Raw genomic sequence first — 12,149 nt, forward strand, 5'->3', positions numbered from 1 at the left:
CCGACATCGCATCATCTCCGCTCATCGCTAAGACAGAGAATCACAACGGTGAGATTTTGCAACGGCTCCCGTTGGGGCGAAGGGAAGAAGGAGCGAGCGGCCACCCCGAATCTCTTCTCCCCAACGGGGAGAAGGTGCCGGCAGGCGGATGAGGGGGCCGCGTGGCACAACGCCCACCTCACCACCCACCCCATAGCAAAACGGGCGGAAAATCCGCCCGCTGCATTATCCATCATCCCAATCCGATCAAACGAACTGGCTGAGCCCCGGCACCGAGGCGACGACCTCGTCGACGACTTCCTTGCCGGCGTGCTGTTCGGCAATTGAAAGGGTTTCCTTGGCGAGCGATGTGATCTCGCCCATGCCGAGACCTTCGGACATCAGCTGCTGGCCGAGCGCCATGATGCCGCCGCCGCCGAGCGCGCCCATGATGCTGCCGAGAAGGCCGCCGCCGCCGGTTTCGCCGGCGCCGTTATACTGGGCAACCAGATCGGAGGCGCCCGGAATGGCTTCGATCATCCGGGCGACCGGGCCGTCGGCCGCTTCGCGCTGGAGAAAGCCAAGCATCATGCCGAGCGCCTTTTCGGCCACTTCGGCCGGAATGCCGACCCGTGCGGCTATCTGATCCACGATTTCATTCATCGTCATCCTCCTGGTTTTATTGACGTTAACGTCAACGTTAATCGACTTCGAGTGGCAACTCAAGGCATCCGGCGGGAGAGCGGACCAAGATTGGCGCTTATCCCAGTTTTCCTTTTAATGCAGACAGTTGTCGGCATTGCGGTCCCTGCTTATAACAGTCGAAGCATATTACAATGAACATGCGGATTATGCTCTCCGCATTTTGACGCAATCGGCGTCCGTCGCCGGCAGGGAGACCTTTCGCATGCTCGAGGATGGCAAGATCTACATCGGTACCAGCCGCAACCCTGATGACAGTATCAACACCCCCGAATATCTGGAACTCAAATACGGCAACCGCCACGGACTGGTGACCGGCGCCACCGGCACCGGCAAGACGGTGACGCTGCAGGTGCTGGCCGAAGGCTTCGCGAGGGATGGCGTTCCGGTCTTCTGCGCCGATATCAAGGGCGATCTTTCGGGTATCGCCATGAAGGGCCAGCCGCAGGACTGGATGACCAAGCGGGCCGAGCAGATCGGCTTTGACGATTACGAGGCGGACCAGTTCCCTGTCATCTTCTGGGACCTGTTCGGCGAGAAGGGCCACCGGGTGCGCACCACCATCGCCGAGATGGGCCCTCTCCTGCTCGCCCGACTGATGGATGCGTCGGAGCCGCAGGAAGGCGTGATCAACATTGCCTTCAAGATCGCCGACAAGGGCGGCCTGCCGCTGCTCGACCTCAAGGATTTCTCCGCGCTGCTCAACTACATGGGCGAGAACGCCACCGAGCTTTCCAGCCAGTACGGGCTGATCTCCAAGGCCTCCGTCGGCTCGATCCAGCGCGCGCTCCTGGTGCTCGAGCAGCAGGGCGCCGAGCATTTCTTCGGCGAACCGGCGCTGAAGATCACCGATATCATGCGCATAGACAATCGCGGCTACGGGAACATCTCGGTGCTCGCCGCCGACAAGCTGATGATGAACCCGCGTCTCTACGCGACCTTCCTCCTCTGGCTGCTGTCGGAGCTCTTCGAGGAGCTGCCCGAAGTGGGCGATCCGGAGAAGCCGAAGCTGGTGTTCTTCTTCGACGAGGCGCATCTGCTCTTCAACGACGCGCCGAAGGTGCTCGTCGAGCGTGTCGAGCAGGTGGTGCGCCTGATCCGCTCCAAGGGCGTCGGCGTCTATTTCGTCACGCAGAACCCGCTCGACGTGCCGGAGACGGTGCTGGCGCAGCTCGGCAACCGGGTGCAGCACGCGCTGCGCGCCTATACGCCGCGCGAGCAGAAGGCGGTGAAGACGGCCGCCGATACATTCCGTCCCAACCCGGCCTTCGACTGCGCCACCGTGATCACCACGCTTGGAACCGGCGAGGCGCTGGTGTCGACGCTGGAGGCCAAGGGCGCGCCATCGATCGTCGAGCGCACGCTGGTGCGGCCGCCATCCGGCCGCGTCGGGCCGCTGACGGATGCAGAACGCCAGCAGGTGATGGACAAGAGCCCGGTTCTCGGCGTCTACGACGAGGATGTCGACCGCGAATCCGCCTTCGAGATCCTGGCGGCGCGGGCGCAGAAGGCATCCGATTCCGATGCCGCCAAGCAGGCGCAGCCGACACAGCCGACCGAGGGAAGCGCGTCCGGCCGCTGGACGTTGCCGGGCTTCGGCGACGACGACAAGGACGAGAAACAGGCGCAAGGCCGCCCCCGCTCAGGCGGCTACCAGCGCGAGACGGTGGTGGAAGCGGCGATGAAGAGCGTGGCACGCACCGTGGCGACCCAGGTCGGGCGGGCGCTGGTGCGCGGCATTCTCGGCAGCCTGAAACGATAACCCTGATCCCTCAACTCTATTCGGAAGCGACCGCGTGACGTTGATTTGGAGAGAGTTGAACCCCGCAGAAAAGCAGATCATCCAGCGGCTGGCGCGACACGCCGCGCGCGGCGAGGTGCCGCCAGCCTGGGACTGCGACCACTACCGCGCCGCCGAGATCGACGCATCCGGCTCGCTGCGCCTTCGCCTGCGCGATAGGACAGATTGGCCCGCCGACCTGCCGGCGCATCCCGTCGCGTCGGGCTATTTCGACGACAAGGAGATCGCCGATCCCTACGGGCCGCTTGTCGATATCATCCTGTTTTCGGCCGCGGGCGTGCTTTCGGAGTTGCAGATCTATCGCAGCGACGGCGGCGTGATCCTGAAGGCGATCGAGGCCGATGCGATCTTCCTGATCACGGTGCATGAGCATCACGGTTGAGTTTTCGCGGCGGGAATGCTATCGCTGGGATACTTGAGAAAGGAGGGTTGCGCGTGACGATACATTTCCGATTCAATCGCCAGCGTGGCCCCGTCAACGCCCTGCAAATGCGTTTGCAGGGCTGACCAGAGACCGTTTCTCGACACCCTCTTCCTGGTCCGCCCCTCGTGGCACTGCAGCCGTGAGCCTATGCTCGCCTGCATGTTTCTAGATCCCCCGAGCTTGAGCATACGCGCGCGATGAAGGCTGATGCCCGCGACGCGCCTGTGCCTGCTCGCAAGACCAGAGCAAGATCATGACGACAATCCATATCCGCAATCTCGGCATCACCCTTGGCAAGCCGCTGTTTGCCAACCTCACGCTTGCGATCGGCGCCGGCGACCGCATCGGTCTTGTCGCCGCAAACGGGCGCGGCAAGTCCACGCTGCTGCGCTGCCTGTCCGGCGCGATAGAGCCGAGCGAGGGCGACGTCACCCGCTCGCGCGGGCTCACCATCGGCCATGTCGAACAGGACGTGCCGCCTGCCCTTCTTTCTCTGCCATTGCACGAGGCGGTGCTGAAGGCGCTACCCGAGGACCAGCAGCTCAACGAGAGCTGGCGGGTCGACATGGTGCTTGCCGGCCTCGATGTGCCCGACGAGATGCGCGAGCGGCCGGTGGGGCAGCTCAGCGGCGGCTGGCAGCGGCTGGCGATGCTGGCGCGCGTCTCCGTCACCGAGCCGGACGTGCTTCTGCTCGACGAGCCGACCAACCATCTCGACCTCGGCAAGATCGCCCGGCTGGAGGACTGGCTGAACGCCCTGCCGCGCGACATGCCCGTCATCATCTCCAGCCACGACCGCGCCTTTCTCGACGCCACGACGAACCGGACGCTGTTTCTGAGGCCCGAGCAGTCAGCGTTGTTTTCGCTGCCCTATTCGCAAGCGCGGGCAGCGCTCGACGACAGCGACGCGGCCGACGAGCGGCGCTACCAGCGCGACATGAAGACGGCGGAGAAGCTGCGCCAGCAGGCCGCCAAGCTCAACAATATCGGCATCAACTCCGGCAGCGACCTGCTCGTCGTCAAGACCAAGCAGCTGAAGCAGCGGGCGGAAAAGCTGGAGGATGCGGCCAAGCCCGCGCATCTGGAGCGCTCCTCGGGCGCGATCCGGCTTGCCAACCGCGGCACGCACGCCAAGGTGCTGGTGACGCTGGACGATGCGATCGTGGCAAGGCCAGACGGCACGCCGCTCTTCAAGACCGGCAAGCAGTTCATCTGCCAGGGCGACCGCATCGTTCTGCTGGGCGCCAATGGCATGGGCAAGAGCCGGATGGTGACGATGCTGCGCCACGCGATCCTGGAGGCCGAAGGTACTGTCGAGGGCATCAAGGCGACGCCGTCGCTGGTTCTCGGCTATGGCGACCAGGCGCTGAACGAGCTGATCGACGAGGAAACGCCGATGCGGATGATCCTCAGGCGCTTCGATGTCGGCGACGCGAGAGCCCGCGCGCTGCTTGCCGGCGCCGGCATGACGATCGAGATGCAGGGCAAGCCGATCGGCCGCCTCTCGGGCGGGCAGAAGGCACGGCTCGGGATGCTGGCGCTGCGGCTGACCAATCCGAACCTCTACCTGCTGGACGAACCGACCAACCATCTCGACATCGAGGGCCAGGAGGCGCTGGAGAGCGAATTGATGGCGCAGCAGGCAAGCTGCCTGCTTGTCTCGCACGACCGCGACTTCATCCGCAACGTCGGCAACCGCTTCTGGCAGATCGACGGCAAGAGGCTGGTGGAAGTGGAGAGCCCGGAAGGCTTCTTCGCCGCTGCCGCGACGGCTGCCTGATCGGGCGGCCGTTGGCTTAGGTCATAGCGAGGCCGGGCGGCGGTGATTTCTGCCGCCCCGGCCAGCAACGTTGATCGATCGCGATCAGCCCTGCCGAAGGGCCGCCAGCTGTGCCTGTGCATTGGCGGAGCGTGCCGCGGCCATGAGTTCCTTGGTGACCACGCGTTTGCCAACGGGAAACAGCGAGATGCCCGCAAGCTTGAAGTCCTGGAGGCCGAGCGGAATGCCGATGATCGTCACGAACATCAGGCAGCCATGCAGCACATGAGAGATCGCCAGGATGGCGCCGAATGGCAGCCAGATGATGTTTGCGATCAATCGAAATAGTGTCAGCCCGGCGCTGCTTTTGCCGGTGAGTTCGGCATGCGATACGACATCCCGTCCGAAGGGCCACAGGCTGAGCAAGCCGATCTCCCAGCAGGCGCGCGCCCACGGCAAGCCGATAATTGAAATAGTCATCAGTGCGGCGGCAAACCACCACATCAGTGCCAATGCCCATCCGCCGAGTATGAACCATAGAAAATTTGCGCCAGTACGCATGATGAAATCCCCTCATATCTATAAGACTAGATGAGCAATACATCGCGCCGCCGTCAATCTGTGCGCGAAGAATTTACATCTACAATTCACGCCGAACTTGCCCTTTGCAGGCAAAGGCGAAGTGCTGTCAGGGGAAATGTTTGCTCGCTTCAGAACGAGGCCGGCGCCTGCGCCAGCACGTTGAGCTTGCCGCCGCCGATGGCGTAGAGGCTCAAGCGGCGCTCGACCTGGCCCGATGGCGACAGGCGGAAGAGGCCGGTGACGCCGCGGAAGCCGACCTTGCTGGTCAGCGTCTCGGCGTTGAGGCCCGTCGGACCCTTGGTGCGGATGATGCCCGACGCGATGGCGATGGCGTCATAGCCATAGGCGGCATCGGCCGAGAGCGGGCGCTTGTAGTGGCGTTGGTAGCGCTCCGAGATCAGCGAGGTGGCCTCGGGCTCGACCATGGCGATCAGCGTGCCGTTGGCGGTCGGTTCGCGATAGGTCTGCGGCGGCCAGGCGCTGGTGCCGACGAAATTGAGATTGCTCTGGCCGCCGGCCTTGATCGCCCCTTCGATGGTGGTGGTGATCGCCGTGCGGCCGAGGATGAGGACCGTATCGGCCTGCTGCAGCTGCGGCTTGGCCGTCTGCACGGCGGCTGCGGCCGCCGCATCCGTCAGGTCATATCTGGTGATACCAAGAAAGGTGCCGCCCGAGGCGCGGATGGCGTCCGCCAGCCTGAGATCGGCAGTTTGCGGGAGATCCCGCTGTGCGAAAACGGCCACCTTCTTGTGGCCGCTGGCGGCGGCTGTGCGCAGGCCTTCCAGCGCGCTGTCGGTCTCGCTCGATGCGAGATTGTAGACATTGCCTGATGTTGCCGGCACGGGCTGGCCGAGATTGAGGAGCGGCGGGCGCTGGTCGGAGGGCATGGCGGCGACGGCCGCCGTGGTCGCCGGCGGCAGGTAGCTGATGAGGATCGCCGAGCTTCTGGACTTGGCGGCGGAGACGGCGGCGGATGCCGCAGCGGGGCTTGCGACGTCGATCACCTTGACGAAGGCCTGGTTGGCGCCGAGTTCGCCGATGCCGAGCGCTGCGGCATCCCTGACATCGCGTGACGGGCCTTCGAAGAGCCCGTTCGAGCCCTTCTGCATCAGCAAGGTGATCTCAGCACCGTTTTCGCCGAAGCTTTCCTCGACGTCGCTCGATGGCGGCTTGATGTCGTTGGTCTTGACGTTCCTGGCGATGCCATCGACATCGGACTGGCAGGCGGCAAGTGCGCCGCAGGAGAGCACGACGGCGAGAAGCAGGAGCGATCGTGCGGCTTGCGCGCCCTTGCGGGCTGCGCGAAGGACGCCGCGTAAACCATGCGCGCCACGCGCCTCATCCCTGCCCTTAACGATCACTGCTTCCCCCAAACCCTGTCAGGCCGTCTGTAGCGGCCATTTCGCGGCCTCATATCTGCATAGGCATTTGGCGAAAGCAAACCCTTCCCCCAAACTTGGTTGACGGAAAAGCTAAAATTTTCAGCTTTTTTGAGCGGATAACTTCGTCCTAAGTTATCCACGCTTCCAAACCCGATATTTATGGCTGATCGGTACATTTCTCCCAACAAGTGGAGAAATTAAGTCCCGTGACCAAAAGAACAAAAACAAACAAAATCGCTTTTATCGCATTTCTTTCGGCATTTTCTTCTTTTTCTTACAATAACGCATCTGCCTCTGTTCTTTATAATACAGAAGCATACGGCGCATCTTACTCCAGCTATATTTCGGCAAGCATCGCCGAGCAGGCGGCAAGCGCCGTCAGCGTCGGTGGCATGGCGCGCCTCGTCACGCTTGCCGGACGCGGTCTCGCACAGGCTTTCGGCTCGATCGATCTCGCGACCCCGAAGACGCCGGCGCCGGTTGCGGCCGCCGCGTTCAGCCCCGACACCACCGCATCCGTGAAGCCGGCAACCCGCCCCTCGATCGCCGCGCGGCCCGATGATGGCGGCGTGTTCGGATCGGTGGCAATTCCCTTCAAGCGCCTGGCAGCCCTGAAGCGGCTGGCGCCTTCGCTGGACGAAATGACCAGCGGCACCGCCATTTCCTGCGGCGCGGGCAAGTGCACTGAGGCCGTCACGGCGGTCAAGGCATCGTTCGCCAAGACCTCGCAGGCATCGCTGCGCGACAAGATGAACACGATCAACACCACGATCAACCACACGATCCGCTACGCCCGCGACATCGACACCTACAAGGTCGCCGATTACTGGGCGACGCCTTCCGAGACGCTGAAGCGCCAGCAGGGCGATTGCGAAGATTTCGCGATCCTGAAGATGGCGGCACTCAATGCCGAAGGCGTCGACCTGAAGGATATGGCGATCGTCGTTCTCTTCGACCAGAAGCGCCATTTCTACCACGCCGTTCTCTCGGTCTCGGCCGGCGGCAACCACTATATTCTCGACAACATGCGCGACGAGGTTCTGGCCGACAGCCGCCTGCCCGATTACATGCCGCTCTATTCGATCGCCGGCGGCAAGGGCTACCTGCACGGCTCGCGCGTTGGCGGCAGCCAGATGGCATCTGCCATGCCGATCGAAAAGGTCGCGCCTGGCGAAGGTGTTGCCTTCTGATCTGAAGGCAATGGCGAGGGCCGGGGCTGGCCTCCTCTCGCATCCAGCTTCGATACCGAGGCGAAATGGAGCCGCCGGCGCTGCATTGCCGGCGGCTTTTTCATGTCGGTCCCCTGACTTAGCCGAGATATTTGTCGAGTTCGCCGAGGATCGAGGTCCAGCCCTGGATGTGACCGTCACGGGCGCCTTCGCTACGGAACTTCACCTGCCTCAGCGTCAGCTCGGTTGCGTCAGGGCCGATCTCCTTGAGATCGATGGTGACGACGCTGTCATCCAGCGAGTGCGGGGATTCCCAGGTGAAGGACAGGCGCGAATAGGGATCGACTTCGAGATAGGTGCCGGAATGCGGGATCTCGCGCTCTGAAGTGACCATCACGATCATGAAGCGGCCGCCCTTGACCGGATCGGTAGTGACATCTCGGGCGTCGAAATTGCCCGATGGCGTCTTCATGAATTTTGCCAGTGCTGTTGGCGAGAGCCAGGCGTTGAAAATCTTCTCGCGCGAGGCGGCGATCTTGCGGCTTACCGTCAGTTCAAGTTCGGACATTACTTCACTCCTTTGAAACGAGTAACTCTTCCAACGCCGTCAGGCGCAGCTCCCATATCGACTTCAGTTGCGCGAACCAGTCTTCCGTCAGTCTCAGCGGTTCAAGCTCCGCGGCAATGAAATGCTCGCGGCCCAAAGTACGCCGGGTGACCAGCCCTGCCTCCTCCAGAACCTTGATGTGCTTGGAGACGGAATTCAGGGACATGTCGAAATGAGCAGCGAGCCCCGTCACCCTGAGAGGCCCCTCTTGCACGAGGAGCGTCAGGATCTGCCGCCGCGTGGTATCCCCCGCGGCCTTCAATATCCGTGACAGTGCGTCTTCATCCATTTCATTCACCCATATGGTTGAATATATCCATATCCAAGCGATAGTCAACCACATGGATGAATATCTTTATAGAGGTGAAACGTGCCCTCCCCTGAAACTTTCGCGGCATTTGAGAAATGGCCGGATTTTGTGTATGTTGTGCATGTTACGGAAAATGGAGGCCAGCATGCCGCGTGTCCCTGCTTCGGAGTTTCAGAAGAATTTTGGCGAGTGGCACGACAAGGTCCAACAGGCACCGGTCGAGATCACCAAATACGGCAGGCCGACCGCCTATCTCGTCTCGGCGGAGATGTTTCATCAGCTTTGGGATCGTTTCAGGGTTTCGCTTCCCGTGGGCGCGCTTTCGGAAAGCGAAGTGGACCTGATCATGCAGGCGCGCGTGGAGACCGACACGCCTTACAATCTGGATGACCTGCCAGATATCGACGAGGATGATGTTTCACCCAGGCTGAAGCGATGACGCGATGAAAATCCCCGCCCTGCCGCCCATCGGTCATGTCGTCGCCTACGAATATCTGTGGGCCAGCAAGGCCAGGACGCGGCAGGACGGCGAGAAGGTTTATCCGACCGCGCTGATCCTATCGACGCGCGACGAACTCGGGTCGACATTCGTCTATGCGCTCGGCATTTCCCATATGCGCCCACCCGAAGGCCGCAGGGCGCTCGAGGTGCCCGCGAAATTGCGTGATCACATCGGGCTCGATGCCAAACCGCAATGGATCTACACCGACGAGGTCAACGCTTTCGTCTGGCCCGGTCCGGATCTGCGCCCGGCGCAATGGATATCCCAGCGCCGGATCGTCGAAGACACCTGCGTGCTCGGCGCATTGCCTGAAGACTGGTTCAATCTGGTCAAGAACCATTTCCATGAGAGCTACAGGCTCGATCGCATGAGGCTGACGAAGAGAACCTTGTAGCCAAGGCTTACAGCATGATTGCGAACTTTTGCGCGGCGACGCCGTTTGGCTTCCAGAATTCGCTGACGGAGGAGAGACGCAATGAGCGAAATTACCGGAGGATGCCTCTGCGGCCGCGTTCGTTTGACTGTATCCGGTGCGCCCTATCGGGTCGGCATCTGTCATTGCATGGATTGCCGCAAGCATCATGGGGCGCTGTTTCATGCGTCTGCGATCTTTCCCGAGGATGCGGTGCGGGTCGAGGGAGAGACGGGGGAGTATAATGGGCGGTTCTTCTGTCCGCGCTGTGGGTCGCCGGTGTTTGGGCGGAGCGGCGATGAGGTCGAGGTCAATCTTGGGTCGCTTGATCAGAAGGATCAGTTTCAGCCGACCTATGAGCTGTGGACCATCCGCCGCGAGGGGTGGCTTCCGGCGTTTCCGTTGAAGCATCGGTACGAGCGCGACCGGGATGCGGCGGGGCGTTCCGAGGATTAAGATGGATCAGTAGCGGGAGATGTAGCCGATCAGCATCGACTTTTCGTGCGTCGGCGCCAGCGCCAAGTTGATCTGGCCTTTCATGGTCTGGGTACCGACGGTGATGGTAAAGCCTGTCGCCAGCGTCTTGCCCTTGTTTCGCGACAGGGTGGCGATAGCTTCCTCGATCTGGGTGTCGATCGAGAAACGCAGGCTCTTGGTCAGCTGCGCGAGATCGCCGAGCGGCAGGCGCTGGCGCAGCATCGACAAGAAGGCGTCGTTGAAGAGCTGCACCTTCTTTTCATGCGTCAAAAGGATCGCCGGCGACGGCGAGGCCTGGATGATGGCGTTGACATTGGCGAGCGAGGAGATGTCCTCGACCGTATCCAGCCGGCGCAGCGCCCATTTGAGGCTGAGGACGCGCAACAGCGAAGCGAGATTGCCGGATTCCGGCATCTGCGAGGCGGTGTAGTGCACGAGATCGGCGGTCGACATCTTGCCGGAGGCCGACATGCGGCTGAGGCCGTCCCAATAGATGCGCTCCAGCCGGATGCCGCGACGCTCGCCGCCACGACCGGCCACGGCCCGGAAACGCGGCTCGATCTCTTCGGCATCGATCGCGGGCAGTTGCTCGTCTGATGGTTCGAGATCGGTTGCGTCTTGAATTCCGGGCTTGACGATCAGCATGGTCAGCGCTCCGTCAGCGCTTCGGTGCGCGCCTTGTTGATCGGCTTCATGAGATAGCTGAGCACGGTCTTGCTGCCGGTCATGATCTCAACCGAGGCAACCATGCCCGGGATGATCGGATAGGTCTTGCCGTCGCGCGCGAGCTCCGACTTGTCGGTCTTGACCTGCACGAGATAGTAGGTCTCGCCCTTTTCCTTCTCCACCAGACTGTCGGCCGAGATGTTTTCGACGATACCTTCGAGGCCGCCGAAGATCGAGAAATCATAAGCCGTGATCTTGACGATGGCCGGCTGGCCACGGCGGATGAAGGCGACGTCGCGCGGCGAGATCTTGGCTTCGACGAGCAGCGTATCGGCCGTCGGAACGATGCCGGCGATGACGCGGCCAGGATCGACATAGGCGCCGATGGTGTTGACCTCGAGCGTGTTGACGATGCCATCAACAGGCGAGCGGATATCGGTGCGCTTGACGCGATCGGATGCGCCACGCACGGTTTCGTCGACGACGGAGAGCTCGGCCAGCGCCTGCGCCTTATCCGTCAGCGCCTGCTGGCGCAGTTCGAGAGCGAGATCGCCGAGCTGCAGTTTTGCTTCCTGCACGGCGGCCTGAAGGCGATCGATGCTTTCCTGATAGACCTTGAGCTGGCCCTGCTGATCGGTGAGGTCGCGCTCGGTCTTCAGCACTTCGGTCTCGGCGACCAGCTTCTTCTTGGCGAGCGGGCTGATCAGGTCGTACTGGCGCTGGGCGCCGTCGATGTTCTGCGTCAGGCGGTCGATATTGGCGTGCGCCTCGCTGAGTTCGTTTTCGCGCTGGCGGACGCGCTCTTTCAGCACGCCGAGCTTGTTGGTGTAGCTGGCGCGATCGGCGGCGAAAAGCTGGGCCTCGTTGGCGCAGACTTCCTTGGCGACGGCCAGAATATCCTCAGGGCAATTGTAGGGCTCGTCGTACTTGCCCTCTTCTTCGAGCTTCAGGCGCGCCACCTTGGCGCCGAGCGCGCGGGCCTTGGCAACCGATTCTCCGAGTGTCGAGGTGGTGGTGGTGTTGTCGAGCTGGACCAGCAGCTGCCCCTTGCGCACGACCTGGCCGAGAACGACGGCGATCTGCTGGACGACGCCGGGCTCGGACGACTGGATGATCTGCGTCTTCGAGACGGGAATGACCTTGCCTTCGCCGCGGGCGATCTCATTGATCTTGGCGATCGCCGCCCAGGCAACGAAACTGGCGATGACGAGCGCCACAAGGCCGAGAATGGCGCGGGCGAGAAAGGGCGGGTTGTCGTGCTTGTTCTTCATGACAGCTTAACCCCCGGCACGATCGGCGTGACATTTGCGGCCGTCGCCGGGCCGACAGGCGCGCCGGTTGCAACCGAGGCTACCGGCATCGGGTGCAACCGGCGCG

General features: G+C 62.4%; 14 protein-coding genes and 1 pseudogene. 7 read left to right on the top strand and 8 right to left on the bottom strand.

Features of this window, described 5'->3' with window-relative positions:
* Positions 1–246 precede the first annotated feature (246 nt).
* Entirely contained in the window at positions 247–642 is a 396-nt protein-coding gene (locus ACCD05_RS30665; RefSeq protein ID WP_111564431.1) for a hypothetical protein, read from the bottom strand.
* Between the two features lie 244 nt (positions 643–886).
* Between ACCD05_RS30665 and ACCD05_RS30670 the strand changes: the two genes are divergently transcribed.
* From ACCD05_RS30670 to ACCD05_RS30680, 3 genes are all read left to right on the top strand, one after another.
* Complete coding sequence (locus ACCD05_RS30670; RefSeq protein WP_413397372.1) at positions 887–2,443, top strand: helicase HerA-like C-terminal domain-containing protein; 1,557 nt, start codon at positions 887–889, stop codon at positions 2,441–2,443.
* Positions 2,444–2,477: 34 nt separating this feature from the next.
* The gene (locus tag ACCD05_RS30675; protein ID WP_413397374.1) at positions 2,478–2,864 is read left to right on the top strand and encodes a hypothetical protein; all 387 of its coding nucleotides are present in this window, start codon (positions 2,478–2,480) and stop codon (positions 2,862–2,864) included.
* A gap of 295 nt (positions 2,865–3,159) precedes the next feature.
* Positions 3,160–4,686, top strand: a complete 1,527-nt coding sequence (locus ACCD05_RS30680; protein ID WP_413397376.1) for an ABC-F family ATP-binding cassette domain-containing protein — start codon at positions 3,160–3,162, stop codon at positions 4,684–4,686.
* Positions 4,687–4,770: 84 nt separating this feature from the next.
* On the opposite strand, the gene ACCD05_RS30685 is transcribed toward ACCD05_RS30680, so the two are convergent.
* The 3 genes and pseudogenes from ACCD05_RS30685 to ACCD05_RS30695 form a co-directional block, all read right to left on the bottom strand.
* Positions 4,771–5,091, bottom strand: a complete 321-nt coding sequence (locus ACCD05_RS30685; RefSeq protein ID WP_413397389.1) for a YccF domain-containing protein — start codon at positions 5,089–5,091, stop codon at positions 4,771–4,773.
* Positions 5,077–5,202 (bottom strand): annotated as a pseudogene (locus tag ACCD05_RS30690) (YccF domain-containing protein); the annotation flags it as partial. The pseudogene ACCD05_RS30690 and the gene ACCD05_RS30685, both read right to left, overlap by 15 nt.
* 173 nt (positions 5,203–5,375) lie before the next feature.
* Positions 5,376–6,608: an ABC transporter substrate-binding protein gene (locus ACCD05_RS30695; protein WP_413397378.1), complete on the bottom strand. Its 1,233-nt coding sequence runs from the start codon at positions 6,606–6,608 to the stop codon at positions 5,376–5,378.
* A 413-nt stretch (positions 6,609–7,021) separates the two neighbouring features.
* Here ACCD05_RS30695 and ACCD05_RS30700 point away from each other — a divergent pair, with 413 nt between their 5' ends.
* Positions 7,022–7,819 (top strand): transglutaminase-like cysteine peptidase, encoded by a 798-nt coding sequence (locus ACCD05_RS30700; RefSeq protein WP_413397380.1) that lies wholly within the window; start codon positions 7,022–7,024, stop codon positions 7,817–7,819.
* 118 nt (positions 7,820–7,937) lie between these two features.
* On the opposite strand, the gene ACCD05_RS30705 is transcribed toward ACCD05_RS30700, so the two are convergent.
* Together ACCD05_RS30705 and ACCD05_RS30710 are read right to left on the bottom strand one after the other, a co-directional pair.
* Positions 7,938–8,366: an SRPBCC family protein gene (locus ACCD05_RS30705; protein ID WP_413397381.1), complete on the bottom strand. Its 429-nt coding sequence runs from the start codon at positions 8,364–8,366 to the stop codon at positions 7,938–7,940.
* Positions 8,367–8,370: 4 nt separating this feature from the next.
* Positions 8,371–8,694 carry an ArsR/SmtB family transcription factor gene (locus ACCD05_RS30710; protein WP_047507735.1) on the bottom strand — a complete coding sequence of 108 codons (324 nt, stop codon included), beginning with the start codon at positions 8,692–8,694 and terminating at the stop codon, positions 8,371–8,373.
* Positions 8,695–8,860: 166 nt separating this feature from the next.
* On the opposite strand from ACCD05_RS30710, the gene ACCD05_RS30715 reads away from it, so the two are divergent.
* The 3 genes from ACCD05_RS30715 to ACCD05_RS30725 all read left to right on the top strand — a co-directional run bounded on the left by ACCD05_RS30715 (position 8,861) and on the right by ACCD05_RS30725 (position 10,085).
* Positions 8,861–9,154 carry a type II toxin-antitoxin system Phd/YefM family antitoxin gene (locus ACCD05_RS30715; RefSeq protein WP_156144785.1) on the top strand — a complete coding sequence of 98 codons (294 nt, stop codon included), beginning with the start codon at positions 8,861–8,863 and terminating at the stop codon, positions 9,152–9,154.
* 4 nt (positions 9,155–9,158) lie between these two features.
* Positions 9,159–9,611 (top strand): hypothetical protein, encoded by a 453-nt coding sequence (locus ACCD05_RS30720; RefSeq protein WP_413397384.1) that lies wholly within the window; start codon positions 9,159–9,161, stop codon positions 9,609–9,611.
* Positions 9,612–9,692: 81 nt separating this feature from the next.
* Positions 9,693–10,085, top strand: a complete 393-nt coding sequence (locus ACCD05_RS30725; RefSeq protein WP_413397386.1) for a GFA family protein — start codon at positions 9,693–9,695, stop codon at positions 10,083–10,085.
* A gap of 6 nt (positions 10,086–10,091) precedes the next feature.
* Here the strand turns inward: ACCD05_RS30725 and ACCD05_RS30730 are convergent, their stop codons facing one another.
* On the bottom strand, positions 10,092–10,751 hold the full coding sequence (locus ACCD05_RS30730) for a ribbon-helix-helix domain-containing protein (RefSeq protein WP_111564419.1): 660 nt from the start codon (positions 10,749–10,751) through the stop codon (positions 10,092–10,094).
* A gap of 2 nt (positions 10,752–10,753) precedes the next feature.
* On the bottom strand, positions 10,754–12,043 hold the full coding sequence (locus ACCD05_RS30735; RefSeq protein WP_113235692.1) for an HlyD family type I secretion periplasmic adaptor subunit: 1,290 nt from the start codon (positions 12,041–12,043) through the stop codon (positions 10,754–10,756).
* Between the last annotated feature and the right edge of the window lie 106 nt (positions 12,044–12,149).

The sequence above is a fragment of the Rhizobium sp. Rhizsp42 genome (genome assembly GCF_047304155.1).
In the GTDB taxonomy this organism is placed as follows: Bacteria; Pseudomonadota; Alphaproteobacteria; order Rhizobiales; family Rhizobiaceae; genus Rhizobium.